This window comes from Variovorax sp. W1I1 (assembly GCF_030815625.1).
Lineage (GTDB): Bacteria > Pseudomonadota > Gammaproteobacteria > Burkholderiales > Burkholderiaceae_C > Variovorax > Variovorax paradoxus_C.
The window spans coordinates 1,293,378-1,317,565 of record NZ_JAUSWZ010000001.1 but is presented as its reverse complement, the minus strand read 5'-3'; the positions used below and the strand labels follow the sequence as shown (position 1 = coordinate 1,317,565).

General features: G+C 67.3%; 23 protein-coding genes and 1 pseudogene. 13 read left to right on the top strand and 11 right to left on the bottom strand.

Annotated features, from left to right (window positions below):
- Positions 1 to 11 precede the first annotated feature (11 nt).
- Positions 12 to 761, bottom strand: coding sequence for a FadR/GntR family transcriptional regulator (locus tag QFZ83_RS06120; protein WP_013542643.1), 750 nt, complete (start codon positions 759 to 761; stop codon positions 12 to 14).
- Positions 762 to 913: 152 nt separating this feature from the next.
- Here QFZ83_RS06120 and QFZ83_RS06115 point away from each other — a divergent pair, with 152 nt between their 5' ends.
- The 5 genes and pseudogenes from QFZ83_RS06115 (at position 914) to QFZ83_RS06095 (ending at position 5,559) form a co-directional block, all read left to right on the top strand.
- Positions 914 to 2,650 (top strand): IlvD/Edd family dehydratase, encoded by a 1,737-nt coding sequence (locus QFZ83_RS06115; protein ID WP_307503847.1) that lies wholly within the window; start codon positions 914 to 916, stop codon positions 2,648 to 2,650.
- Between the two features lies 1 nt (position 2,651).
- The gene (locus QFZ83_RS06110) at positions 2,652 to 3,569 is read left to right on the top strand and encodes a 2-dehydro-3-deoxygalactonokinase (RefSeq protein WP_307503844.1); all 918 of its coding nucleotides are present in this window, start codon (positions 2,652 to 2,654) and stop codon (positions 3,567 to 3,569) included.
- Positions 3,566 to 4,207: a 2-dehydro-3-deoxy-6-phosphogalactonate aldolase gene (locus QFZ83_RS06105; RefSeq protein ID WP_307503841.1), complete on the top strand. Its 642-nt coding sequence runs from the start codon at positions 3,566 to 3,568 to the stop codon at positions 4,205 to 4,207. Before QFZ83_RS06110 ends, QFZ83_RS06105 begins: the two co-directional genes overlap by 4 nt.
- A 46-nt stretch (positions 4,208 to 4,253) precedes the next feature.
- Positions 4,254 to 4,994, top strand: a pseudogene (locus QFZ83_RS06100) (aldolase); the annotation flags it as partial.
- A gap of 244 nt (positions 4,995 to 5,238) precedes the next feature.
- The gene (locus QFZ83_RS06095; protein WP_307503838.1) at positions 5,239 to 5,559 is read left to right on the top strand and encodes a hypothetical protein; all 321 of its coding nucleotides are present in this window, start codon (positions 5,239 to 5,241) and stop codon (positions 5,557 to 5,559) included.
- A 59-nt stretch (positions 5,560 to 5,618) separates the two neighbouring features.
- Here QFZ83_RS06095 and QFZ83_RS06090 read toward each other — a convergent pair whose 3' ends face one another.
- The 3 genes from QFZ83_RS06090 to QFZ83_RS06080 all read right to left on the bottom strand — a co-directional run bounded on the left by QFZ83_RS06090 (position 5,619) and on the right by QFZ83_RS06080 (position 8,935).
- Entirely contained in the window at positions 5,619 to 7,046 is a 1,428-nt protein-coding gene (locus QFZ83_RS06090; protein ID WP_307503835.1) for an MATE family efflux transporter, read from the bottom strand.
- A 19-nt stretch (positions 7,047 to 7,065) separates the two neighbouring features.
- On the bottom strand, positions 7,066 to 8,385 hold the full coding sequence (locus QFZ83_RS06085) for an MFS transporter (protein WP_307503832.1): 1,320 nt from the start codon (positions 8,383 to 8,385) through the stop codon (positions 7,066 to 7,068).
- Positions 8,386 to 8,479: 94 nt separating this feature from the next.
- Positions 8,480 to 8,935, bottom strand: coding sequence for a MarR family winged helix-turn-helix transcriptional regulator (locus QFZ83_RS06080; protein WP_013542651.1), 456 nt, complete (start codon positions 8,933 to 8,935; stop codon positions 8,480 to 8,482).
- Positions 8,936 to 9,010: 75 nt separating this feature from the next.
- Between QFZ83_RS06080 and QFZ83_RS06075 the strand changes: the two genes are divergently transcribed.
- Both QFZ83_RS06075 and QFZ83_RS06070 read left to right on the top strand, forming a co-directional pair.
- Positions 9,011 to 9,559, top strand: a complete 549-nt coding sequence (locus tag QFZ83_RS06075; protein ID WP_013542652.1) for a PaaI family thioesterase — start codon at positions 9,011 to 9,013, stop codon at positions 9,557 to 9,559.
- Positions 9,560 to 9,788: 229 nt separating this feature from the next.
- A complete protein-coding gene (locus QFZ83_RS06070; RefSeq protein ID WP_307503828.1) occupies positions 9,789 to 10,544 on the top strand; it encodes a hypothetical protein in 756 nt (251 codons plus the stop codon).
- A gap of 33 nt (positions 10,545 to 10,577) precedes the next feature.
- Here the strand turns inward: QFZ83_RS06070 and QFZ83_RS06065 are convergent, their stop codons facing one another.
- Positions 10,578 to 11,711, bottom strand: a complete 1,134-nt coding sequence (locus QFZ83_RS06065; RefSeq protein WP_307503825.1) for a PAS domain-containing sensor histidine kinase — start codon at positions 11,709 to 11,711, stop codon at positions 10,578 to 10,580.
- Positions 11,708 to 12,523 (bottom strand): alpha/beta fold hydrolase, encoded by an 816-nt coding sequence (locus QFZ83_RS06060; protein ID WP_307503822.1) that lies wholly within the window; start codon positions 12,521 to 12,523, stop codon positions 11,708 to 11,710. The genes QFZ83_RS06065 and QFZ83_RS06060 overlap by 4 nt, the downstream gene beginning before the upstream one ends.
- 229 nt (positions 12,524 to 12,752) lie before the next feature.
- Here QFZ83_RS06060 and QFZ83_RS06055 point away from each other — a divergent pair, with 229 nt between their 5' ends.
- From QFZ83_RS06055 to QFZ83_RS06030, 6 genes are all read left to right on the top strand, one after another.
- Entirely contained in the window at positions 12,753 to 13,811 is a 1,059-nt protein-coding gene (locus tag QFZ83_RS06055) for a Fe(3+) ABC transporter substrate-binding protein (RefSeq protein WP_307503819.1), read from the top strand.
- Positions 13,812 to 13,857: 46 nt separating this feature from the next.
- A complete protein-coding gene (locus QFZ83_RS06050) occupies positions 13,858 to 15,531 on the top strand; it encodes an iron ABC transporter permease (protein WP_306883043.1) in 1,674 nt (557 codons plus the stop codon).
- On the top strand, positions 15,528 to 16,211 hold the full coding sequence (locus QFZ83_RS06045; RefSeq protein WP_307503816.1) for an ABC transporter ATP-binding protein: 684 nt from the start codon (positions 15,528 to 15,530) through the stop codon (positions 16,209 to 16,211). Before QFZ83_RS06050 ends, QFZ83_RS06045 begins: the two co-directional genes overlap by 4 nt.
- A gap of 101 nt (positions 16,212 to 16,312) precedes the next feature.
- Entirely contained in the window at positions 16,313 to 17,011 is a 699-nt protein-coding gene (locus QFZ83_RS06040) for a glutathione S-transferase family protein (protein ID WP_307503812.1), read from the top strand.
- 63 nt (positions 17,012 to 17,074) lie between these two features.
- A complete protein-coding gene (gene gloA, locus QFZ83_RS06035; RefSeq protein ID WP_307503809.1) occupies positions 17,075 to 17,488 on the top strand; it encodes a lactoylglutathione lyase in 414 nt (137 codons plus the stop codon).
- 18 nt (positions 17,489 to 17,506) lie between these two features.
- Positions 17,507 to 18,079 carry a DUF1697 domain-containing protein gene (locus tag QFZ83_RS06030; RefSeq protein ID WP_307503804.1) on the top strand — a complete coding sequence of 191 codons (573 nt, stop codon included), beginning with the start codon at positions 17,507 to 17,509 and terminating at the stop codon, positions 18,077 to 18,079.
- A gap of 4 nt (positions 18,080 to 18,083) precedes the next feature.
- Here QFZ83_RS06030 and QFZ83_RS06025 read toward each other — a convergent pair whose 3' ends face one another.
- From QFZ83_RS06025 to chrA, 5 genes are all read right to left on the bottom strand, one after another.
- The gene (locus tag QFZ83_RS06025) at positions 18,084 to 18,812 is read right to left on the bottom strand and encodes a haloacid dehalogenase type II (RefSeq protein ID WP_306883047.1); all 729 of its coding nucleotides are present in this window, start codon (positions 18,810 to 18,812) and stop codon (positions 18,084 to 18,086) included.
- Position 18,813: 1 nt separating this feature from the next.
- Positions 18,814 to 19,458: a bifunctional 4-hydroxy-2-oxoglutarate aldolase/2-dehydro-3-deoxy-phosphogluconate aldolase gene (eda, locus tag QFZ83_RS06020; protein WP_013542663.1), complete on the bottom strand. Its 645-nt coding sequence runs from the start codon at positions 19,456 to 19,458 to the stop codon at positions 18,814 to 18,816.
- Positions 19,449 to 21,284, bottom strand: a complete 1,836-nt coding sequence (edd, locus tag QFZ83_RS06015) for a phosphogluconate dehydratase (protein WP_307503800.1) — start codon at positions 21,282 to 21,284, stop codon at positions 19,449 to 19,451. Before edd ends, eda begins: the two co-directional genes overlap by 10 nt.
- A 179-nt stretch (positions 21,285 to 21,463) precedes the next feature.
- Positions 21,464 to 22,726: an MFS transporter gene (locus QFZ83_RS06010; protein WP_307503798.1), complete on the bottom strand. Its 1,263-nt coding sequence runs from the start codon at positions 22,724 to 22,726 to the stop codon at positions 21,464 to 21,466.
- 10 nt (positions 22,727 to 22,736) lie between these two features.
- Entirely contained in the window at positions 22,737 to 24,119 is a 1,383-nt protein-coding gene (gene chrA, locus QFZ83_RS06005) for a chromate efflux transporter (RefSeq protein ID WP_307503795.1), read from the bottom strand.
- Positions 24,120 to 24,188: the final 69 nt, after the last annotated feature.

The following is a 24,188-nucleotide window of genomic DNA, read 5'->3' as shown; positions in this document are numbered from 1 at the left end:
GCGGCGGCCGGCTAGCTGGCCTTGAGTCTTGGCGGCGGGCGGCTGAGCCTCGGCAGGCGCCGTCGTCCGCGTGAACCGAGCACGTCCTCGATGTCCTGGCGCGCGCCGTCGATGAGGCGAATGACCGCGCGCTCGGCCTTGTCGGGATTGCGCAGGATCACCGCATCGAGCACCGCGCGGTGCATCGGCAGCGAGAGCGCGGGCCCGTCGGGCTTGGCGGTCGATATCTCGAAGCTGGTGCGCAGCAGCGCGTTGAGCGCCTTGCTCATCTGCGCCAGCATGCGGTTGCGCGCGGCGCTGAGCAGGCCGTTGTGAAAGCGCAGGTCGAAGGTGACGTAGTCGCCACCGTTCTCGATGGCCTCTTTCATGCCCGCGTAGGCACGCTCGATTTCCTCGATGTCTTTCTCTTCGGCCCGCTCGGCCGCGAGCCGCACGGCCGCCGGTTCCACCACGCGGCGCAGGTCCTGCAGGTCGCGCAGGAACTCGGGCGTGAGCCCCGCGCGCGACTGCCAGGTGATGACATCGGGATCGAACCAATTCCACTTGTCCTGCGGCAGCACGCGCGTGCCGACCTTGGGCCCGGTGACGATCAAACCCTTGGCCGCGAGCGACTTGATGGCCTCGCGCACCACGGTGCGGCTCACGCCGAGTTCTTCACCGAGCACGGGCTCCGAAGGTATCGACGCACCGATCGCATAACGACCTGCCACGATGGCTTCGCCGAGCAATTCGAGCGTGCGACCGTGGATGTTCTTGATCATGGGTGCGATGTGAATTTCGATATCCCGGAGGCTGAAAACATCAAGGCTCCGGGCCTGTCTCAACTCTTATCATATGATGATTGAAAACGCGATTCGGCAGGACAAACCCTGAGGTTTGCCTTCGAAATCGGCAACAAAGAGAGACAAGACCGATGAGCAATTCCCCCAAGAAAAAGGCGAGCGAACTGCGCAGCCAGCAATGGTTCGGCCGCCACGACCGCGACGGCTTCATCTACCGAAGCTGGATGAAAGGCAAGGGCGTTCCGCACGACCAGTTCGATGGCCGCCCGGTCATCGGCATCTGCAACACCTTCAGCGAACTCACGCCCTGCAACTCGCACTTCCGCACGCTCGCCGAGCAGGTGAAGATCGGCGTGTACGAAGCGGGCGGCTTCCCGCTCGAGTTCCCGGTGATGTCGCTCGGCGAGACGCTGCTGCGCCCCACCGCCATGCTGTATCGCAACCTCGCGAGCATGGACGTGGAAGAAAGCATTCGCGGCAATCCGCTCGATGGCGTGGTGCTGCTCATGGGCTGCGACAAGACCACGCCCGCATTGATGATGGGCGCGGCCAGCGTCGACCTGCCGACCATCGGCGTCTCGGGCGGTCCGATGCTCTCGGGCAAATGGCGCGGACAGGAGCTGGGCTCGGGCACGGGCGTGTGGCAGATGAGCGAGCAGGTGCGCGCCGGCACGCTCAAGCTGCAGGACTTCTTCGAGGCCGAGAGCTGCATGCACCGAAGCCACGGCCACTGCATGACGATGGGCACCGCGAGCACCATGGCCTGCATGGTCGAGGCGCTGGGCATGGGGCTGCCGGGCAATGCGGCCTACCCTGCCGTCGACGGTCGCCGCAACGTGCTGGCGCGGCAGGCGGGCCGGCGCATCGTGGACATGGTGCATGAGGACATGAACATGTCGAAGATCCTCACGCGCCAGGCGATCGAGAACGCGATCAAGGTGAACGCGGCCGTGGGCGGCTCGACCAACCTCGTGATCCACCTCCTGGCCATCGCAGGCCGCATCGGCGTGGACCTCACGCTCGACGACTTCGACCGCCTCGCCTCCGAGCTGCCCTGCCTCGTGAACCTGCAGCCTTCGGGCCAGTTCCTGATGGAAGACTTCTGCTATGCGGGCGGCCTGCCGGTGGTCATCAAGGAGATCGCCCAGCACCTGCACAAGGACATCCTCACCGTCACCGGCCAGAGCCTGTGGGACAACGTGAAGGACGCCGAGAACTACGGTCCGCAGGTCATCCGCCCGCTGGCCGAGCCCTTCAAGGAGAAGGCCGGCATCTGCGTGCTGCGCGGCAACCTCGCGCCCAACGGCGCCATCATCAAGCCGAGCGCGGCCACGCCCGAGTTGCTGGTGCACAAGGGCCGCGCGGTGGTCTTCGAGAACGCCGACGACCTGCACAAGCGCATCGACGACGAAGACCTCGACATCGACGAGCACTGCATCATGGTGCTCAAGAACTGCGGCCCCAAGGGCTATCCCGGCATGGCCGAGGCCGGCAACATGCCGCTGCCGCCGAAGGTTCTGCGCAAGGGCATCACCGACATGGTCCGCATCAGCGATGCGCGCATGAGCGGCACGGCCTACGGCACGGTGGTGCTGCACACGGCGCCCGAAGCGGCCGCGGGTGGCCCGCTGGCATTGGTGCAGAACGGCGACATCGTCGAGCTCGATGTGCCCAACCGCAAGCTGCACCTGCATGTGAGCGACGAAGAGCTGGCGAAGCGCCGCGAGAAATGGGTCGCACCGAAGGCGCCTCTGGACTCGGGCTACTGGAAGCTTTATGTCGACACGGTGCTGCAGGCCGACCAGGGCGCGGACCTGGCTTTCCTGCGCGGACGAAGGGGGGCATTCGTACCGCGCGACAATCATTGAGATGACAAGACTGGTAGCAATCGACTGGGGAACGAGTTCCCTGCGCGGCGCCTTGCTGGATGCAGACGGCAAGGTGATCGAAGAACGCAGCGATGCGCGCGGCATCCTCAAGGTCCCCGAAGGCGGATTCCCCGCGGTCTTCGAGGCGCTGTTCGGCGACTGGATGCGCCTCGAAGGCGCGCAGTGCCTCATCTCCGGTATGGCCGGCAGCAAGCAGGGCTGGGTCGAGGCGCCGTACTGCGCCTGCCCCGCGGGCCGCGTCGAGGTCGGCCGCAAGATCATCCGCATCGACGCCATTCCCGGTGCGCGCATCGCGATCGTGCCCGGCCTCAGCGACGAACACGACGGCGTGCCCGACGTGATGCGCGGCGAAGAGGTGCAGATCTTCGGCGCCATGGCGCTCACCGGTGCGAGCGACGGCCTCTTCGTGCTGCCCGGCACCCACAACAAATGGGCCACCGTTCGCAAGGGCCGCGTCGCCGGCTTTCGCACCTGCATGACGGGCGAGTTCTATGCGCTGCTGAGCCAGCACTCGATCCTCGCGCGCACGCTCGATGCCGCCGCGCCGCTCGACGAAGCGGCATTCCTCCAGGGTGTGACCCAATCCGAGAACGGCCACGGCCTGCTGCACAACGCCTTCGGCGCGCGCACGCTCGCGCTGTTCGAGCGCATGCCGAAGGAGGAACTGTCGAGCTACCTCTCGGGCCTACTCATCGGCGAAGAACTGCGCACCCAGTCGCTGCAAGCCGTCGGCGAGGTGGTGCTGATCGGCTCGCCGGTGCTCACCGAGCGCTACACCCTGGCCCTGCGCGCCGCCGGCGTCGCCACGCGCACGCTCGGCGCCGAAGCCACCTGGGCCGGACTGCATGCGCTGTCCGGCTTTCTTGCAGCAGCAGACAGCAACGGAATCCAGCCATGACCACCCCCCTCGAAAAATTCAATGCCGCGGTGCGCGACCTGCCGCTCGTGGCCATCCTTCGCGGCCTCACGCCGGCCGAGGCCGCGGATGTCGGCGACGCCATCGTGGAGCCCGGCTTCCGGCTGCTCGAAGTGCCGCTCAATTCGCCGCAGCCGCTGGACAGCATCGCCTTGATGCGCAAGCGCTTTCCACAGGCGCTGGTCGGCGCGGGCACGGTGCTCGATGCGCAGCAGGTGCGCGATGTGCACGCGGCCGGCGGCGAGCTGATCGTGTCGCCCAACTTCAACGCCGCGGTCATCGCCCAAGCGGTGAAGCTCGGCATGGTGTGCCTGCCCGGCGTGATGACGCCGACAGAGGCCTTCGGCGCGCTCGCTGCCGGCGCCACGGGGCTCAAGCTCTTCCCGGCCGAGCTGGCCTCGCCCGCCGTGGTGAAGGCGCTGCTCGCGGTGCTCCCGGCCGGCACGCCGGTGATGCCCGTGGGCGGCATCACGCCGCTGAACATGGGCGAGTGGCGCGCGGCGGGCGCTGCAGGCTTCGGCATCGGCTCCGCGCTCTACAAGCCGGGCAAGCAGGCCTCGGCGGTGCGCGACGATGCGAAGAAATTCATCTCGGCCTGGACGGGCACCACGCAATCCTGATCGCACGCCTGATCCAGCACCTGTTCGCAAGAAAAAAGAAGGAGACACGATGACCGCAGAATCCGATTACGCCAGCCCCGCCGTTCGCAAGCTGCGCGAAGACCTCGCGCTGGCCCTGCGCGCCGCCGCCCACCACGGGCTCTCCGAAGGCGTGTGCAACCATTTCAGCGTGATGCTGCCGGGCGCGCAGGACCGCTACCTCATCAACCCGCGCGGACTGCACTGGAGCGAGATCGGCCCCGACGACATCGTGCTGATCGACGTGCACGGCGAAGTGCTCGCCGGCCGCCATCGCGTGGAGCCCACCGCCCTCTTCATCCACGGCGCGGTGCACCGGCTCAGCGGCCATGCGGTCGTGCTGCACTGCCACATGCCCTACGCCACCGCGCTCACGATCACGGTCGACCGTGCGCTCGATCCAACGGCGAGCCAGAACGCGATGCGCTACATGAATCGCATCGCGATCGACGCGGTCTACAACGGCCTCGCGCTCGACGATGCGGAGGGCGAGCGCATCGCCCGTGCGATGGCCGGCAAGGACATCGCGTTCCTCGCGAACCACGGCGTGATCGTGGGCGGCGCGACCATCGCCCATGCCTACGACGATCTGTACTACCTCGAACGGGCGTGCCTGCACCAGGTGATCGCGCAATCGACCGGGCGGCCGCTGGTGCCGGTGGATGCGAAGCTGGCCGCGCATGTGGCGGCGCAGATCCAGGGCGAGCGCGAGCAGTCGGACCTGTTCTTCGAAGCGCTGCGCCGCATGCTGCCCGCGCCGCACGCCTGAGAAGGTGTGAGCACGCGCGCGCAAGCGGACGTGCACACGGCCTCTCGGCCTACAACCAACGGCACACCTGCGACAGCGCCCGGCGGGCGCACGACGCATTAGCATCGTTGCACGCGCACCGGAGGACGCCACGTCACACGTCTACGGGCTGCTTACAGCTCTTCATCCGATTTCGCCTCAGCCTTACACAAGGTTCACACAAGGCGACGACGATGAGGCTTCCAACCACTCCACGGGAGTTGCCATGAAAAAGCTCACTTTTGCATTCGCCGCAGCCGCACTGATGTCGCTGGCTGCACTCAGCGCACCGGCGCGGGCACAGACCGGTGGCCGCTTCATCCAGGCCCAGGTGTACGTGGTGCCCGCACCGCCGCCCCCGCGCCGCTACTACGCACCGCCGCCTCCGCCGCGCCACTACCACCCGGGCTACTACCGCGATGGCCGTCACTACGACCATGGCCGCCGCTGGGACGACCGCCGCCATTACGGCGGCCGCCGGTACAACGACCGCGACGGCGTGCCCAACCGCTACGACCGCCGGCCGAACAACCCCTACCGTTATTGATCGACCAGAACGAAAAAACCCGGGCCTCGCGCCCGGGTTTTTTTTGCGGCGTTGCGCAATCAGGCCTGCGCAACCCGCCGCAGCAGACCCGTCGGCGTACGTGGCCAGCCCACGCGCCCGAACCATGCGCCGCCCGCGATCGCCGATGCGATCACGATGCCGTACACGACCAGCGCAACACCTTGTGCAGCGAACACGCCGGTGAGCCCGCCGCCCCAGCGCAGCGCGAGCCAGCCGCCGGTGCCGGCCACGGCGAGCCGCGCGATGTTGCCGAGCACCGGCCACATCAGCCGGCCCGCGCCCTGCGAGGCGAAGTACAGAACGAGCCCCACGCCGAACAAGCCGTAGAACGGCCCCACCACGCGCAGGTAGTGCGCGCCGGTCTCCAGCATCGCCGGGTCGTTGCCGAACAGCAGCAGCCACGGACGCGGGAACAGCGCCGCCGCGAGGCCGATGGTCTCGGTCAGCGCAAAGGCCAGCGCCGCGCCGGCCCAGGTGGCGCGCAGCGCGCGTTCGCGCTGTCCCGCGCCCATGCAGGTGCCGACCATCGCGACCAGCGGCGCGCCCAGGCCGAAGACCAGCGGCACCAGAAGATATTCAAGCCGCGACGCCGTGCCATAACCGGCCAAGGCGCCCGGGCCGAAGTGCCCGGTGAGCGCGGTCGCAATGCCGATCGACAGGTTGGTCGCCACCGTCGACACCGCACCCACGAGCCCGATGCGCAGGATGTCGCGGAACAGCGGCCACCGCAGCTTCAGCGCCGAGAGCGTCGGCTTGAGCAGGCTGCGCGGCGAGCGCAGGTAGACGATGAGCGCAATGGAGCCCAGCAGGTAGTACAGCAGCAGCGCCATCGCGCCGCCCGCGATGCCCATGCCCGGAATCGGACCCCAGCCGAAGATGAGCAGCGGCGATGCCGGAATGAGGAACACCACGCCCACCACCGTCACGTTGGCAGGCACCGACATGTTGCCGGTGCCGCGAATGATCGCGGCGAGCGAGTTGAAGAGCCACACCAGCACCGCGCCCGCGAACACCCAGTTCGAGTACGTCAGCGCCGCATCGAGCGAAGCGCCCGTGCCGCCCATGATCCCGTAGAGCCAGCGCCCTCCGAACAGCAGCGCGAGCGTGAAGCACAGGCCGAAGCCCAGCGCGATGACGACGGCATGCCACACGAGCGCATTGGCGTCGTCGCGGCGGCGGGCGCCGAGCGCGCGTGCAATCGAGGCAGCGATGCCGCCGCCGACCGCGCCGCTGGAGGTCATCTGCATCAGCATCACGATCGGGAACACGAGCGCCATGCCCGCGAGCGCATCGGTGCCGAGCTTGCCGACGAAGTAGGTCTCGATGAGCCCGACGGAAGCTTGCGCCACCATCACGAGCACGTTGGGAGCTGCGAGGCGCAGCAGCGTGGGCACGATGGGCGCTTCGAGCAAGAGGCGCGTGCGCGGGTCGAGCTCGGTGTTGGCGGTGGTCGCGGAGGTGGTCATGGCTGTGTCGTCCCGGTCGTCAGGCGCGTGCGCTTGCCGCGGCGGGCGCCACCGGCGTGCCGGCCTTCGCGGCCGGGCGGCGGATCATCATCACGATGACTGCCGCAACGAGGCAGGCGGCACCGGCTGCGTACAGTGCCGGCGTGTAGGTCAGGAGCAGCGTGCGTGCAAAGCCCGCGCCGTACGCGGCCGTGGCGGCGCCCAGCTGGTGGGCGGCAAAGATCCAGCCGAACACGAGGCCCACTTTGGCCGGGCCGAAGGTCGCGCCCGCGAGCTTGACGGTCGGCGGCACGGTGGCGATCCAGTCGAGGCCGTAGAACATCGCGAAGAGGCCGAGGCCATAGATCGTGAATTCCGAATGCGGCAGCCAGAAGAGCGACAGGCCGCGAAGGCCGTAGTACCAGAAGAGCAGCTTGCGGTTGTCGTAGCGATCAGAGAGCCAGCCCGAGAGGATGGTGCCCACGAAGTCGAACGCGCCCATCATCGCGAGCACCGAGGCCGCGGGCACGGCGCCCATGCCGTTGTCGCCGCACAGCGAAATGAAGTGCGTCTGTACCAGGCCGTTGGTGCTGAGGCCGCAGATGAAGAAGGTGCCGGCCAGGATGAGGAAGGTGCGATTGGTCGCCACTTCCTTCAGCACGCGGAACGGCGTGGCGAAGTTCATCACCACCGCGGGCGCGACCGGTGCGGCCGGCTGCGTGCCGGGCTTTTCGCCGTAGGGCAGCAGGCCGACATCGGACGGCCGGTTGCGCACCAGGCACAGTGCGAGCACCGCGATCAGCACGCTGCCGATCACGATCGGCACGATGGCCGAGCGCCAGCCCCAGTGCTCGATCATCCAGGCCGCGAACGGCAGGAAGGCCAGTTGCCCCGTCGCCGAGCTGGCGGTGAGCATGCCGATGACCAGCCCGCGGCGCGCGACGAACCAGCGGTTGGCCACCACCGCGCCGAGCACCAGCGCGGTCATGCCGGTGCCCAGGCCCAGCATCAGGCTCCACAGCACGAAGAGCTGCCAGAGCTGCGAAGCCATGGTCACCAGCGCCATGCCGAGGCCCACCAGCGCAAGGCCGGTGCAGATCACGGCGCGAAGGCCGTAGCGCTCCATCAGCACCGCGGCGAACGGACCCATGAGGCCGAAGAGCGCAAAGCGCAGCGCGAGCGCCGAGGAAATCTGCTCGGTGCTCCAGCCGAACTCCTTGCCCAGCGGCTGCAGCATCGCGCCCGGCAGGCCGAGCGCGGCCGACATCGTCAGCATGGTCAGGAAGGTGATGGCGGCGACGATCCAGCCGTAGTGGATACCGCGGCGCTGCAGCCATGCGGAAACTTGGGTGGCGAACATGGGGCCTCTGCTGTTGGAGTGGGATGTGGAGGAGGAAAGGAAATCCGGTCCGCGCTGCGATCGGCGCGACTGTCTGGTGTGGTTGGGTGCGCCTTCAGTCCTGCAGGTCCGCGGCGTCGTCCGCGCCCAGCAGTTCGAGCGATTCGTCGATGAGCTGGTGCAGCGCCAGCACGCGCTCCACGCCCAGCAGCGCATTGAGCTTCTGCTGCGCGGTCTTCCAGTGATGCTGGGCTTCGCGCCACTTGGCCTCGCCCTCGGGCGTGAGCGCCACGAGGAGGCTGCGCGCATCGGCGCCGGCGCTTTGCACGATCCAGCCGGCGGCGATCAGCGGTTGCAGGTTGCGGCTCAAGGTGGAGGCAGTCATCTTGAGCTCGCCCGCCAGATCGACCGGGCGAACGGGGCCCAGTCGCTTGACTTGCGACAGCAGCGAATACTGCGTGGTCTTGAGGCCGCTCTTGGACACCTCGGCGTCGTAGTGCGCCGACAGGCGACGCATGAGCTGTCGCACCTTGAAACTCGTGCAGCCGCGGGGCTTTGTCTGGATGTCCATGGGCGACGATTGTAGGTGCAACTGTTGCATATACAATTCACGACCTCATTCAAAGCCCCCAGGAGCAGCACAGGCATGACGCAACCCACCAGCCAGATCGACGCATGGATCGCCGAGGAACGCGCGATCATCGACCGCCTCGAGGGCGGCCCCGGCCCCGGACTCGCCCGCCCCGAGCAGATCGCCGGCAAGACCGGGCTCGAAGTCATGCAGGCGATGCTGAACGGCGAGATTCCCTATGCGGCCATCGCCAAGACGCTCGACTTCACGATCGTCTCGGTCAGCAAGGGCGTCGCCATCTTCCAGGGCACGCCGCTCGCGCAGCACCTGAACCCGCTGGGCACCATCCACGGCGGCTGGGTCGCCACGATGCTCGATTCGGCCCTGGGCTGCTCGGTCCACACGATGATGCCGCCCGGCCGCGGCTACACGACCGCCGAGCTGAGCGTGAACTACGTGAAGGGCCTCACGCCGAAGGTGCAGCGGGTGCGCGCCGAAGGCAAGGTGATCCATTGCGGCCGGCAGCTCGCGACCGCCGAGGCCCGGCTCGTCGGCGCCGACGGCACGCTGTATGCGCATGCGACGACGACCTGCCTGGTGTTCGAGATTCCTGCGGGCCGCTGAAGATTCACGCCGCGGCTATTCAATTGGAAAAGCGACCGGCCTGAATTCCAAAGACCGCGATTTATTTAATTCCGGTTCAGGCGCCCTTTAAAGCATTTCTCTTCTCGCCGGCAATACGGAGCAGCCGCTCCGTCGCTATGATGCACGCAGGAAATCATTGCCCCGCGCGACTTTCAGGTCGTTCGATGCGCCAATGATTTCCGCAATCATAAATACGAGGAGAAACGCAATGCTGAATCGGATTTTCGCAATTGTCTGTTTTTTGATTCTGGCCGGCTGCACCACCGCACCCGCAATTCCCCCCAATTCCGGGAAAATCGCCAAAGGCTCGAAAATCGGATTGCTCGTCTATATGCCCGCGCCGGCGCAGCATATGCACGTCGGCACCACCGTTTTCAATAATTTCTCGACGCCTTATCAATTCCCATGGAATCCGACCGTCAGGACCTACGAGGCATTTCAATCCGAGCTGGAGAAAGCGGGATTCCAGGTCGTCAGATTGACAAGCTACGCGACCACCAGCGTGAATGCGCTGGCCATTGAAAAAGACGGCCGCTGGATTGCCAATCCGAGACAGGAATGGTCAGCGAAGAAACTGAAGGAAGAGCAAATATCGGCCGTGGTCGTGGTCGAGGGAAAAAGAACGCTCACGCGAATGGAATGCACAGGAGGACCGTGCGCCGAGAGCTATATGGAGAATTCCGGTCTTTTCACCCGCGGCATGTTTGCGTCCACGAGATATTTCGCCGTGCCCGCCATGGAATTGAAAATCTTCACGCTGAATGATCCATTGGAAATCACAGCCTACGAGCCGCTGAAAACAATTCAAAGAACCCGAGTCCGGCAATTGAATGATTTTGCGGACCCGCGCGATTTCAAGCGTTTGACCACCACCGAATTCTCGCCCGTGGCCGCCTCGATCGATGGCTATATCAAATCGCTTTCCAGAAGCACCGCGCAATCACTTGTTGCCGGTGTGAATTAATTAATTAATTAACCGGCAATCTGGCGCGACGCGCTAGTCAGCGCGCTGGTGGTGCGTGGGAAATTGCAGCGTGAACACGGTGCCACCGACAGAAGACGACGCCACCTCCATTGCGCCACCGTGCGCCTTCGCAATCTCGTTCACGATGAAAAGGCCGAGGCCCACGCTGCGGGCCGAACTCCCTTCGGTCGCGCCCCGCACCATCGGCTCGAACACCGTGGCGAGCATGTCGGGCGGAATCGGGTCGCCTTCGTTGTGCACCACCACCGTGGCTTTCGGCCCTTCTATTTGCGAGCGCACGGTGACGGGCGTGCCGCGATGGCCGTAGGCCACCGCGTTGCTCACGAGGTTGCCGATGAGCTGCGCCAGCCGATCCGTATCGGCAATGCACGCGCCCGGTCCGCTCTGCAAATGAACGATTCTTGTCGCCGGATAGGCGAGCATCAACTCGTCGATCGCTTGCGCCGCGATCGCATGCAGGTCGGTGGCGCCCGGCTTCACGCTCAAGCCCTTGCCGATGCGCGATTGGGTGAAGTCCAGCAGTTCCTCGATCAGGCGCTGCGCACGTTCGGCCGAGTTGCGCACATGGCCGAGCACGCGAACCTGGCGCTCGCCTTCCGTCCGCCCCAGCAACTGGATGCCCATGAGAATGGCCGACAGGGGATTGCGCAGATCGTGGCTCACGATGCCCACCATCTGCTCGGCGAAGAGCGCACGGTCTCTCAACAGATGCTGCGTGTCGCGCTCCGCCTGCAGCAAGGCGTCTGCCTTCTTGCGCGCGCTCATGAGCTCGCGCTCGTAGCGGTTGCGGTCTTCCGCGACGAAAGCGGCGATCTCGTCGAATTCGCCCGCTTCGCGATTGCGCCGACGCGCATTGAGAATCATCGGAATGCCTTGGCCATCGCGATGCCGGACCTCGAACTTCACCTCGGCCAGCGAGCCCTGAAGCTGCAGGGCCGGCGCCCAGTGGGTCTGATGGAAGATGCGGCCGCCCATCGTGAACAGGTCCTGCACGCGCTTCAGGCCGACAAGCTCTTCGCGTGCGAAGCCGACCCAGCCGCAGAAGGTGGCGTTGACCTTGAGGATCGTGCCGTCCAACGCCGTGACCAGCAGGCCGCAAGGCGCTTCTTCGAAGAGGTCGGCCGCTTCGGGAAGGGGCTGGCTCATTGGGCGCGCGGCAGGCCAAGCGCGCCGAGGAAATCCTCGATCGCCTCGCAGCTCGCGTCGGGCGCGCTCAGGTGAGGGCAATGCCCGGTGTTGACCACCACCCGCAAGGTGCCGTTGGGCAGCGTGCGCTGCATGTATTCGCCGACGGGCAAGGGAGCGATCAGGTCTTCGGACGACTGGATCACGAGCGTGGGCGTCTGCAGCTTCGCCACGTCCTTGCGGTTGTCGGACAGGAAGGTGGCCTTGGCGAACTGCTTGGCAATTTCGGGGTCGGTGCGGCAGAAGCTGGCGGTGAGCTCGGCGCCCAGCTCGGGCCGCTCGGGCACGCCCATGATCGCGGGCGCCATGCTGGAGGCCCAGCCGAGGTAGTTGCTCTCCAGCGTGTCGAGCAGCGAATCGATGTCCTCGCGCGTGAAGCCGCCGATGTAGTCGCCGTCGTTGATGTAGCACGGCGACGGACCGACCATCATGTGCGCGGCAAAGGTGCCTGGTGCCTTGAGGTCGGCCAGAACGCCGATCATGGCGCTCACCGAGTGGCCGACGAACATCACGGGACCGGTCGCGAACTCGTTCGCGATTTCCAGCAGGTCGTCGGCATAGCCCTGAAGGGTCGCGTACTTGGCCTTGTCATAGGCGCCGAGGTCCGACTGCCCGGAGCCGACCAAATCGAAAGTCACCACGCGAAAGCGTTCGGCAAATTTCGGGGCCATGAAGCGCCACATGTTCTGGTCGCAGCCGAAGCCGTGGGCGAAGATCATCGTGCGGTCTCCAGCGCCGAAGACGTGGACGTTGTTGCGTTGCCGGATGTTCACAGGACGAATCTCGAGCGTCTGAAAAGGGATATTTTGCGCTCTGGCGCCACAACGCCTCGACCAGGTGCGATGCGGCCGAAGGCCGCGGCGTGCTTCAAGTAGGCCTTCGCCTTGTAAGTCCAAAAGACTCGCCCCTTTCCCCGCCTGCTGATAATCGTTCGCATCGGCGCCCCCTCGCCTGGTCCGCCGTATCTCCGCAAGAACACATCAACCCACTGGAGGATCTCCCATGACCCGACGCTCCGGCGCCTCGACCCGCGCTGCGCACGCCCTGATCGGCGCCACCACGGCCTGGCTGGCCCTCGCCGCCCTGCCCGCGCACGCCGCCGAAGAGCTCACGCTCTACACGACGCGCGAGGCCGCGTTGATCCAGCCGCTGATCTCCGCCTTCAGCGCGCAGAGCGGCATCAAGGTCAACACCGTGTTCGTGAAGGACGGGCTGCTCGAGCGCGTCAAGGCCGAAGGGGCACGCTCGCCGGCCGACGTGCTGATGACGGTGGACATCGGCAACCTGATGGACCTCGTCGACGGCGGCGTGACTCAGCCCGTGAAATCGCCCGCGCTCGACTCGGCCATTCCGGCCAACCTGCGCGGCGCCGACGGCCAGTGGTTCGCGCTCTCGCTGCGCGCCCGCGTGCTCTATGCCGACAAGGCGCAGCCGCTCACCAGCTTCCGTTATGAAGACCTCGCCAACCCGAAATACAAGGGCAAGGTCTGCATCCGCGCGGGCCAGCATCCCTACAACACGGCCCTGGTCGCGGCGCTGATCGCGCACGACGGCGAAGCCAAGGCCGAGCAGTGGCTGCGCGGCGTGAAGGCCAACCTCGCGCGCAAGGCCACGGGCGGCGACCGCGACGTGGCGCGCGACATCCTCGGCGGCATCTGCGACATCGGCATCGCCAACTCGTACTACGTCGGCCAGATGAAGAGCGCCAAGGAAGGCACCGACGCGCGCAAGTGGGGCGATGCAATCAAGGTGATCCGCCCGACCTTCGCCAACGCAAAGAGCGGCGGCACGCACGTCAACATCAGCGGCGCGGCCGTGGCGAAGAACGCGCCGCAGCGCGCCAACGCGGTCAAGCTGCTCGAGTTCCTGGTGTCCGAGCCGGCACAGGCGCTCTACGCGCAGACCAACTACGAATACCCGGTGCGCAAGGGCGTGGCGCTCGATCCGATCATCGGCCAGACGATCGGCGAGCTGAAGGTCGATCCGCTGCCGCTCACCGAGATCGCCAAGTACAGGAAGCAAGCCAGTGCGCTCGTCGACAAGGTCGGCTTCGACCAGTGATCGAGACGGTCGGGCCCGCCTTGCCGGCGCCTGAAGAAAAATGCAAATGACACGGCGCCAGCCACCGGCCCTGCAAGCTGCAGGACCGGTCTGGCGCCTTGCCTCGTTCGCGATCGCCATCGGCGTGCTCGCGCCGGTGCTCACGCTCCTGTGGCTCGCGTTCGGCTCGGGCATCGGGCACTGGGGGCCGCTCTTCGCGCATGTGCTGCCGCAAGCGACGCTCAACACGGCTTTGCTGCTGGCCGGTGTCGGCACGCTGGTGCTGGTGATCGGCACGGGCTGCGCGTGGCTCGTCACCGCGCATGACTTTCCGGGGCGCGGCGTACTGCACTGGGCGCTGCTGCTGCCGCTGGCGATGCCGACCTACATCGTCGCCTTCGCCTACCTCGATCTGCTGCATCCCATCGGCCCCGTGCAGGGCGCGATCCGCTGGGTGCTGGGCTTCGACAGCCCGCGCCAGTTCCGCCTGCCCGACCTGCGCTCGATGCCCGGCGCGATCTTCGTGCTCGGCTTCGTGCTCTATCCGTACGTCTACATGACGGCGCGCGCGATGTTCATGACGCAGCCGGCGCATCTGCTGGAAGCCGCGCGCACGCTCGGCGAGAACCGCCTCGGCGCGTTCTTTCGCGTGGCGCTGCCGCTCGCGCGCCCTGCGCTTGCGGTGGGCCTGAGCCTCGCGCTGCTCGAAACGCTGAACGACATCGGCGCGTCGGAATTCCTCGGGGTCAACACGCTGACAGTCGCGGTCTACACGACTTGGATCACGCGCTCCGACCTGGCCGGCGCGGCGCAGATTGCGTGCGCGATGCTGTTCGTGGTGGTGGCGCTGGTCTGGCTCGAACGCAATGGCCGCCGGCACCAGCGCTTCGGCTCGGCGCAGCGCATGCGCGCGGTGCAGCCGCGGCGCCTGCATGGCGGCGCAGGATGGGCCGCAACGGCGGTCACGGCGCTGCCGGTGCTGATCGGCTTCGTGGCACCTGCGCTGTATCTGGTCTGGGAAAGCGCAAAGCGGCTGCGTCAGGGCGGTGGCGTTTCGCACGGCCTCGTCGCAAGCCTCGGCAACACGCTCGCACTCGCTGCGGGCGTCACCGTGATGGCAGTGACTGCGGGATTGGTCGTCGCGTGGGCGGCGCGCAGCCAAGGCTCGGGCATCAACCGCGCGCGCTGGCAGGCACGCGCCGCCACGCTGGGCTATGCGGTGCCGGGCACGGTGCTGGCCATCGGCCTGCTCACGCCGGCGCTGGCCTTCGATGCCGCGCTCGCGACCGTGTTCGGCTGGCAGGGCCTGCCGCTGATGAGCGCGGGCATCGTGCTGGTCGTGGCCTGCGCGATCCGCTTTCTCGCGATGCCGGTGGGTGGCATCGAGGCCGGCCTTGCGCGCATTCCGCCGGCCATCGAGCAGGCCTCGCGCCTCCTCGGCGAAACCACCGCGGGCACCCTGCGCCGCGTGCACCTGCCGCTGCTGCAGCCCGCCATTGCCGCGGGTGCGCTGCTGGTCTTCGTCGATGCGATGAAGGAGCTGCCCGCCACGCTGCTGCTGCGCCCCGCCAACTTCGACACCCTGGCCACCTGGCTCTATGCCGAGGCCGCGCGTGGCACCTATGAAGAAGGCGCGATCGCGGCGCTCGCTATCGTGCTGGCCGGCCTTCTGCCGGTGGTGCTGCTGGCGCGCAACCAGTTGGGCACGCCGCTGATCGCCCCTGTTCCGGAACACGCATGAGTTCGCCACTGCACCTTGAATCGATCCAGCTCGCGTACGACACGCCGCGCGGCCCGCACACCGTCGTCGACGACTTTTCGCTGTCGCTCGCGGCCGGCGACATCGCCTGCCTGTTCGGGCCCTCGGGCTGCGGCAAGACCACGGTGCTGCGCGCCATCGCGGGCTTCGAGCCGCTGCGCGCGGGCACGATCCGCCTGGACGAAGTGGTGCTCTCGTCCGCGCGATCGCACCTGCCGCCCGAGCAGCGGCGCGTGGGGATGATGTTCCAGGAGTACGCACTGTTCCCGCATCTTTCGGCCGCGAAGAACGTGGCCTTCGGGCTGCGCCGCCTCGGTCGCGCGGCGCAGCAGGCGCGCGTGGCCGAGATGCTGGCGCTGGTCGGCCTCGCCGATGCGGGCGAGCGTTATCCGCACGAGCTTTCGGGCGGGCAACAGCAACGCATCGCGCTGGCCCGCGCGCTCGCGCCTTCGCCTGCGTTGTTGCTGCTTGACGAACCTTTTTCCAACCTCGACGGCGCCACGCGCGAACGCCTGACCGCCGAGGTTCGCGGCATCCTGAAGCAGGCCGGCCAGACCGCCATCCTGGTCACGCACAACGAGGCCGAAGCGCATGCGATGGCGGACCGCATTGGCGTAATGCACAACGGCCGCATCACGCACTGGCTGGCAACCGCGACCTAGCACAAGGCGCTCAAAAGGCGAATGGGCTTTCCGGGAAAAGGTTGTTCGGGACCGCAAGAATCGCGGCGACCGAACCACACAACCGAAGACGGAGAGCCCCCATGTCCCAACACGCCCAACCCTCCCAGCCCCTCACCCTCGTCAGCCACCTGCTGTGCCCTTACGTCCAGCGCGCGGCCATCGCGCTCGGTGAAAAAGGCGTGCCCTTCGAGCGCGTCGTGATCGACCTCGCGAACAAGCCCCAGTGGTTTCTCGACATCTCGCCGCTCGGCAAGGTGCCGCTGCTGAAGGTGCAGCGCGCCGACGGCACCGAGGCCGTGCTGTTCGAGAGCAACGTGATCTGCGAGTACCTCGAAGAGACGCAACCCGGCGCCCGCCTGCACCCCGAAGACCCGCTCACCCGCGCCGAGCACCGCGCGTGGATGGAGTTCGGCTCGGCCATCCTTTCCGATCTCTGGGGGTACGAGACCACGCAGGATGCGAAGGTGTTCGAGCAGAAGCGCCTCGCGCTCGTCGCCAAGTTCGAGCGCGTCGAAGCCGCACTCGGGGCCGGCCCCTACTTTGCGGGCAAGGATTTCAGCTTGGTCGATGCCGTGTTCGCGCCGGTGTTCCGCTACTTCGAAGTGTTCGACACGCTCATCGATTCGCGCATCTTCGCCGCGCTGCCCAAGGTCGATGCCTGGCGCAAGGCACTGGCTGCACGCCCGAGCGTGCGCGATGCGGTGGTGCCCGAGTATCCGCAGCACCTGATGGAATTCCTCAAGCGCCACGAGTCCCACCTGCTCACGGCGGCGGCTTGATCGCCGCGGCGGGAAGCCGACAATAGCGGCTCCCCTTTTCATACAACTACACGGCACCACGAGATGCGATTTCTTCACACCATGCTGCGCGTTGGCAACCTCCAGCGCTCCATCGACTTCTACACAAAGGTGCTCGGCATGAACCTGCTGCGCACCTCCGAGAACCCCGAGTACAAGTACAGCCTCGCCTTCCTCGGCTTCGACAAGGGCAACCCCGACCAGGCCGAGATCGAGCTCACCTACAACTGGGGCACCGAGAGCTACGACCTGGGCTCCGCCTACGGCCACATCGCCCTCGGCGTGCCCGATGCGTATGCGGCCTGCGAGAAGATCAAGGCGGCGGGCGGCAACGTGACGCGCGAGGCCGGTCCGGTCAAGGGCGGCACGACGGTGATCGCCTTCGTGACGGACCCCGACGGCTACAAGATCGAGCTGATCCAGCGCGCTGAATCCGCTGAAGGCGCGGGCCTGCGCTGAAGCGCTTCGGGTAACGCCATGGCCAGCCCGAAGAAAGAACAGAAGAAGACAACGACGACAGCAACGCGCCACGTCGCATTGCTGCGCGGCGCGAACGTCAACGGCATCACGATCAAGAGCGCCGACTTGAAGGCGCTCTTCGTCGAACTCGGATTCGATGCGGTACGCACGGTGCTCGCGAGCGGCAACGTGCTCTTCGACACCGACGAGCGCGATGCCGGCGCCTTGCGCACTCGCATCGAGCAGGCGCTGCGCAAGCGCTTCAGCTACGACGCGTGGATCGTGCTGCTCACGCAGAAGCAGGTGGCCGACATGGCCGCGGCCTATCCCTTTGAACGCATCGATGAAGAGCGGCATCCGTACCTCGTGTTCGGCTCCGACCCCGCGATGCTCGATGAAGTGATGGAAAAAGCCGGCGCCGTCGATGCGAAGCTCGAACGGCTGAAGGAAGGCAAGGGCGTGCTGTACTGGCAATGCCCGCGCGGCGAGAGCACCGACACGCCGGTGGCCAAGCTGCTGGCGAAAACGCGCTACAAATCGAGCACGACGACGCGCAACCTGCGCACGGTCGAGAAGCTCATCGCGGACTGATCGGTCAGCAGCCCAGCAGGTCGGCCAGCGCTTCGATATCGCGCGCATGCAGGCTGTTGTCCGGCTGCGGCGAAACATCCTTCGGCTGCGCACGGCCGAACTCGTGGGGGCGCTCGATGTAGGCGGTCTTCAGGCCGCACACGCGTGCGGCGGCCAGGTCGTCGTGGTGCGCCGCGGCCAGCATCACCTGTCCCGGCGTCGCATCGAACACGCCGGCCACGCCGAGGTAGGTGCGCGGATCGGGCTTGTAGGCCTTGAAGACCTCGGCCGACAGCACGCAATCCCAGGGCAGGCCCGCGCGCTTGGCCATCTCGGTCAGCAAGCCGATGTTGCCGTTCGAGAGCGTGCAGATGGTGAACTTCTTCTTGAGCCGCGTGAGCCCCGCCACCGAATCGGGCCATGCCGGCAGCCGGTGCCATGCACGGCTCAGGTCGCGCTTGGCAGCGGTGTCCAAGCGGTCGGTCAGGTCGAAGTCGCGCAGCACCTGCTCGAGCATGCTCAGGTGCAGCTCGTCGAGCAGCGTGAAGCCGCCCTCGCCCGCCGCGATGCGCTCCATCACCGCCTTCATCGCAGGCTGGTAGCCGGCGCGCCATGCGAGCGCGAAGGTCGCGCCTTCCACGCCCGGCAGCACGCGCTCGACTTCGGCCGCGATGCCGCTGTGCCAGTCGACCACCGTGCCGAACACGTCGAACGCGATGACCTTCAGGTCGCTCGCGTCGAATTCGGCGCGCATGTCAGCGGGACAGCTGGCTCGCGGCGCGTGCCAGCTGTTCGATGCGGGACCAGTCGCCGTCGCGGATCGCGTCGGTCGGCACGATCCACGAGCCGCCCACGCAGGCCACGTTCGACAGCGCGAGGAACTCGGCCGCGTTGCCCGCATGGATGCCGCCCGTGGGACAGAAGGTGACGTCGCCGAACGGGCCTTGCCAGGCCTTGAGCATCGGCAGGCCGCCCGCTTGCAGCGCGGGGAAGAACTTGAGCTGCGTGTAGCCGTCTTCCTGCGCCGTCATGATTTCGCTTCCGGTCGCCACGCCGGGCAAGAGCGGCAGGCCGAGGTCGTGGCAGGCCTTGCCGACCGCGCGCGTGTAGCCCGGGCTCACGCCGAACTTCGCGCCGGCCAGTGCCGAGGCTTGCGCATCGGCCGCGCTGCGGATGGTGCCCGCGCCGGCCACGGCCTCGGGCACTTCCTTGGCGATGGCCTCGATGCACTGCAGCGCCTGCGGCGTGCGCAGCGTGACCTCGAGCATGCGGATGCCGCCGGCCACCAGCGCGCGCGCCAGCGGAATGGCGTCTTTCACATCGTTGAGCACGATGACCGGAATGACCGGCGCGTCGCGCATCACGTCGAGGGCGGTGAGTTTGTTGTTGTCTACAGCCATGAGCAGGCTCCTTCTTCAGCGGTGAGTGCATTGCGGCGCATGCCGGCGAACAGTTCGCGGCCGAGGCCGTGTCCGTCGGCGATGCGCTGCGCTTCGGGCAGCGTCGCGGTTTCGCGCGCGGCCCATTCGTCTTCGGGCAGCAGCACGGCGAGCGTACCCGCCACTGCATCGAGGCGGATCACGTCGCCGTCGCGCACCTTGGCCAGCGGGCCGCCCGCGGCCGCTTCGGGCGACACGTGGATGGCCGCCGGAATCTTGCCCGACGCACCGCTCATGCGGCCATCGGTGACCAGCGCGACGCGGAAGCCCTTGCCCTGCAGCACCGACAGTGGCGGCGTGAGCTTGTGCAGCTCGGGCATGCCGTTGGCCTGCGGGCCCTGCCAGCGCACCACGCAGACCACGTCGCGCTCCAGTTCGCCGGCGGTGAAAGCCTTATGCAGGGCAGCCTGCGAGTCGAACACGCGGGCGGGTGCTTCGATCACGTGGCGGTCGTCGGGCACGGAGGAGACCTTGATCACGCTGCGGCCCAGGTTGCCGCTGAGGAGCTTCAGGCCGCCGGTGGCGCTGAACGGCTCGGCCACCGGGCGTGCGACCGCGTCGTTCTTCGACGGGGCCGCGGGCGTCCAGCTCAAGCGCTGCTCGCCGCTGTCGGCCAGCGTCGGGATGTTGGCGAATTCGCGGATGCCACCGGCGCGCACGGTGAGCACGTCGCCGTGCATCAGGCCCGCATCGACCAGTTCCCCGATCACGAAGCCGGGGCCGCCCGCGGCCTGGAACTCGTTGACGTCGGCGCTGCCGTTGGGGTACACGCGAGTGAGCAGCGGAATGATGTCGGAGAGCTTCGAGAAGTCGTCCCAGTCGATCACGATGCCCGCGGCGCGGGCCACGGCCACCCAGTGGATCAGGTGGTTCGTCGAACCACCGGTGGCCAGCAGTGCGGCCATGGCATTCACGATGCAGCGCTCGTCGACCATCTCGCCGATGGGCGGGCAGTTGAAGGCAGTCTCGCCCGCCTTGCCCAGCACCGTGCGCACCGCCTCGCGCGTGAGCGTTTCGCGCATCGCATCGCCGGGCTGGATGAAGGCCGTGCCCGGCACATGCAGGCCCATGGCTTCGAGCAACATCTGGTTGCTGTTGGCGGTGCCGTAGAAGGTGCAGGTGCCCACCGTGTGATACGCCGCCATCTCGGCATCGAGCAGCCCTTGCCGCCCCACGAGCCCCTGCGCCGCTTGCTCCCGCACCTTCGACTTGGCGTTGTTCGAGAGGCCCGAGGGCATCGGCCCCGCGGGCACGAACACGGTCGGCAGGTGGCCGAAGTGCAGCGCGCCGATCAGGAGGCCCGGCACGATCTTGTCGCACACGCCGAGCATCAGCGCGCCGTCGAACATGTCGTGCGTGAGCGCGATCGCGGTGCTCATGGCGATGACGTCGCGGCTGAAGAGGCTCAGCTCCATGCCGGGCGTGCCCTGCGTGACGCCGTCGCACATCGCCGGCACGCCGCCGGCGACCTGCGCGGTGGCACCAAGGCGCCGCGCCTCCTGCTTGATGATGTCCGGGTAGCCCTGGTACGGCGCGTGGGCCGAGAGCATGTCGTTGTAGGCGGTGACGATGCCGAGGTTGGGCGCGCGCTCGGTCACCACCTTGAACTTGTCGTTGGCCGGGATGCCGGCCACGGCATGCGCCACGTTGGCACAGCCCATGCGCTCGGAACCGCGGTCGCGGCCGCGGATTTCGGCGAGCCGTGCGAGGTAGGCGCTGCGCGTGCCATGGCTGCGCTCGCGGATGCGATCGGTGACGTCGCGGACGGTGGGGTGTGTGCTGCTCATGGGGGTAGATGGCTCTTGCTGCGTGTCGCCGGAGCGACTGGTGGCCTGGAAGCTCATCGTACCAAGGCAGGCGCAAACAGCCGATGAAATCCGGGCGCCAAACGATACGAATTTACTCGGGCATCGCCGGGCGGATTTGCTGCGCCCGGTATCGGCCAGTTCGCTCGAGCGCGTCGACGCTAATCCCCGTCGAGTCGATCCCGCCGCATGGCGCGCCAGAGCGTGAGGTCGTAGGCGATCTTCAGCAGCCCGCACGCGATGAGCGGCAGCGAGATCCACCCGGCTGCGAAAAGCGCGCCGCTGAGGGTCGGGCTGACGGCGGCCGCCAGGCTCCGGGGCACCGCCGTGAAGCTGGCGGCCGCGGTGCGCTCGGGCGGCGTCACGACGGCCATCACGTAGGCCGTCCGCGTGGGAACGTCCATGGACGACAGCGCGCTTCGGACCGTCAGCAAGACCAGGGCGACCGGCAGGTTGGGCGACAGTGCCGCCAGCACCAGGCAGACGTTGGCCGGCAGGTGCGTGAAGACCATGGTGTTGAGCAGCCCGATGCGCCGCGCGACCACAGGCGCCGCGAGCTGCGACGCCGCCCCCAGCAAGCCGGTCCAGAAAAAGAAGATGCCGGCCTGCGTGAGAGAAAAACCGAATCGCTCCAGCAGCCACAAGGACATCAGCGCGTTCACCACCAGCCCGCCGGCAAAGGCGTCGACGCTGAAGAGTGCCGCCAGTCGCCTCACGACGGCGCGCGATGGCCCGAGGGGTGTCGGTGCCACGGGCAGGCTGTTCGCATTGTTCGCTCGGGCCTGGGCGGGAAGGCTGCGGTAGACCCAGAAGACGATCAACCCGATCACGGCGTAGACCACGAACATCCCGCGCAATGCGTCGAGCCGCGCGAGTCCGCTGTGACGAACCAGCCAGTCCGGCACGGCAGCGGCCAGCGCGCCCAGCGCGGCGCACAGGGCGCCCAGGAGGCTGTAGCGCGCAAACAAGGCTGTTCGGGCGTGGCCTTGCGCGGCCGCGGCCAGGCGGGCGTGCTCCAGGGGAAGAAACACGCTCACATCGCCGGAACTGGGGTTGAGCGTGCCGACCAACGCGACGACCAGCAATGGCCAGAACGAGGTCAGGCCCACGAAGCCCAGGCCCGTGGCGGCCATCAGCAGCGCCGCGCAGCGCAGCAGCCGGCCGCCTCCGAACCGGTATCCCCAAGCGCCGACCGCGAGCGTCGCGAGCGCCGAGCCCAGCATCGTCGCCGTGCTGACAATGCCGACCTCCAGCGTCCCGAATCCGATCGACAGCAGGTAGGCTGGCAGCAGCACCGCCATGTACCCGTCCGCGAAGGCGCGAAGCCCGCGCGCGACAAGCAATGGCAAGGCCTCCGGATCGACACCGGAAGGCAACAGGCGCGCGAGACCCGTGCGCGGGCGAGGCGCGCTGGCGATATGCATCGGAGGCATGTCAGCGCAGCGAAGGCAGCAACAGGGTCACCGCCAACCCGATGGCCGCGCAAGCCCCGAGCAGCGGCATCACGCCGACCTTGAGGCGGAACAAGGCGACGGCCGCCGCGACGGCGATCAGCGCCGAGACGGCGTCGAAGCGGCCGCCGAAGCCCTGCGGCCAGAGCACGTGGTACGCGAAGAAGAGCGCCAGGTTCAGGATCACGCCCACCACCGCCGCGGTGATCGCCGACAGCGGCGCCGTGAAGCCCAGCTTGCCGTGGGTGGCCTCGATGGCGGGCCCGCCGGCGAGGATGAAGATGAACGAGGGCAGGAAGGTGAAGAAGGTCACGACGGTTGCGGCCAGCGCCCCCGCCAGGAACAACGAATCCGGCCCCAGCACCTGCTTCAGCCATCCGCCGACAAAGCCGACGAAGGCCACGACCATGATGAGCGGACCCGGCGTCGTCTCGCCCAGCGCAAGGCCATCGATCATCTGCGCGCCCGACAGCCACTGGTGGTTTTCGACGGCGCCCTGGTAGACGTAGGGCAGCACGGCATAGGCGCCGCCGAAGGTCAGCAATGCCGCCTTGGTGAAGAACCAGCCCATCTGCGTGAGCGTGCCCTGCAGTCCCTGCGTGGCGATCAGCACGCCCATGGCGAGCAGCCAAAGGCCCAGGCCGATCGCAAGGATCTTGGCGAGGTGCGAGCGCGAGAAGCGCGCGTGCGGCGGCGTCGGCGTGTCGTCGTCGATCAGCGCCGGACCGTAGCTCTGACTGGCGCCGCCATGCCCGCCGCCGAGTGCGAAAACCCCGGGCGCCCAGCGCGCCCCGAAGTGACCGATCAGGCCGGCTGCCAGCACGATCGCCGGAAACGGTGTGTCGAACGCGAAGATCGCCACGAACGCGGCGGCGGCAATGCCCCACATCCACCGGTTCTTCAGCGCGCGGCTGCCGATGCGGTGCGCCGCATGCAGCACCAGTGCAGTGACGGCCGGCTTGATGCCGTAGAAGATACCGGCCACCACCGGCACATGGCCGAAGCGCAGGTAGATCCACGACAGCGCGATCAGGATGAACAGCGAAGGCAGCACGAACAGCGCCCCGGCCAAGATGCCACCGCGCGTGCGGTGCATCAGCCAGCCGATGTAGGTGGCGAGCTGCTGGGCCTCGGGGCCGGGCAGCAGCATGCAGAAGTTCAGCGCGTGAAGAAAGCGCTTCTCGCTGATCCAGCGCCGCCGCTCGACCAGCTCGGCATGCATGATCGCGATCTGCCCGGCGGGGCCGCCGAAGCTGATGAAGCCGAGCTTGAGCCAGAAGCGGAAAGCCTCTGCGAAGGAAACGGGCTGGAGCGGCGCAGAAAGCGCTGGGGATGCGGAAGGGGCGTCAGAAAAGTCGGTGTCCACGGCAGGAGGCTCCGTTGTGCGTCACCAGCACTTGGACGGGACACCGTCTATCTTTTCAGACCGGGAGGC

Coding starts and splice junctions, on each gene's coding strand:
- QFZ83_RS06120 (WP_013542643.1), bottom strand. CDS start 761: ATGATCAAGAACATCCACGGTCGCACGCTCGAATTGCTCGGCGAAGCC.
- QFZ83_RS06115 (WP_307503847.1), top strand. CDS start 914: ATGAGCAATTCCCCCAAGAAAAAGGCGAGCGAACTGCGCAGCCAGCAA.
- QFZ83_RS06110 (WP_307503844.1), top strand. CDS start 2,652: ATGACAAGACTGGTAGCAATCGACTGGGGAACGAGTTCCCTGCGCGGC.
- QFZ83_RS06105 (WP_307503841.1), top strand. CDS start 3,566: ATGACCACCCCCCTCGAAAAATTCAATGCCGCGGTGCGCGACCTGCCG.
- QFZ83_RS06095 (WP_307503838.1), top strand. CDS start 5,239: ATGAAAAAGCTCACTTTTGCATTCGCCGCAGCCGCACTGATGTCGCTG.
- QFZ83_RS06090 (WP_307503835.1), bottom strand. CDS start 7,046: ATGACCACCTCCGCGACCACCGCCAACACCGAGCTCGACCCGCGCACG.
- QFZ83_RS06085 (WP_307503832.1), bottom strand. CDS start 8,385: ATGTTCGCCACCCAAGTTTCCGCATGGCTGCAGCGCCGCGGTATCCAC.
- QFZ83_RS06080 (WP_013542651.1), bottom strand. CDS start 8,935: ATGGACATCCAGACAAAGCCCCGCGGCTGCACGAGTTTCAAGGTGCGA.
- QFZ83_RS06075 (WP_013542652.1), top strand. CDS start 9,011: ATGACGCAACCCACCAGCCAGATCGACGCATGGATCGCCGAGGAACGC.
- QFZ83_RS06070 (WP_307503828.1), top strand. CDS start 9,789: ATGCTGAATCGGATTTTCGCAATTGTCTGTTTTTTGATTCTGGCCGGC.
- QFZ83_RS06065 (WP_307503825.1), bottom strand. CDS start 11,711: ATGAGCCAGCCCCTTCCCGAAGCGGCCGACCTCTTCGAAGAAGCGCCT.
- QFZ83_RS06055 (WP_307503819.1), top strand. CDS start 12,753: ATGACCCGACGCTCCGGCGCCTCGACCCGCGCTGCGCACGCCCTGATC.
- QFZ83_RS06050 (WP_306883043.1), top strand. CDS start 13,858: ATGACACGGCGCCAGCCACCGGCCCTGCAAGCTGCAGGACCGGTCTGG.
- QFZ83_RS06045 (WP_307503816.1), top strand. CDS start 15,528: ATGAGTTCGCCACTGCACCTTGAATCGATCCAGCTCGCGTACGACACG.
- QFZ83_RS06040 (WP_307503812.1), top strand. CDS start 16,313: ATGTCCCAACACGCCCAACCCTCCCAGCCCCTCACCCTCGTCAGCCAC.
- gloA (WP_307503809.1), top strand. CDS start 17,075: ATGCGATTTCTTCACACCATGCTGCGCGTTGGCAACCTCCAGCGCTCC.
- QFZ83_RS06030 (WP_307503804.1), top strand. CDS start 17,507: ATGGCCAGCCCGAAGAAAGAACAGAAGAAGACAACGACGACAGCAACG.
- QFZ83_RS06025 (WP_306883047.1), bottom strand. CDS start 18,812: ATGCGCGCCGAATTCGACGCGAGCGACCTGAAGGTCATCGCGTTCGAC.
- eda (WP_013542663.1), bottom strand. CDS start 19,458: ATGGCTGTAGACAACAACAAACTCACCGCCCTCGACGTGATGCGCGAC.
- edd (WP_307503800.1), bottom strand. CDS start 21,284: ATGAGCAGCACACACCCCACCGTCCGCGACGTCACCGATCGCATCCGC.
- QFZ83_RS06010 (WP_307503798.1), bottom strand. CDS start 22,726: ATGCATATCGCCAGCGCGCCTCGCCCGCGCACGGGTCTCGCGCGCCTG.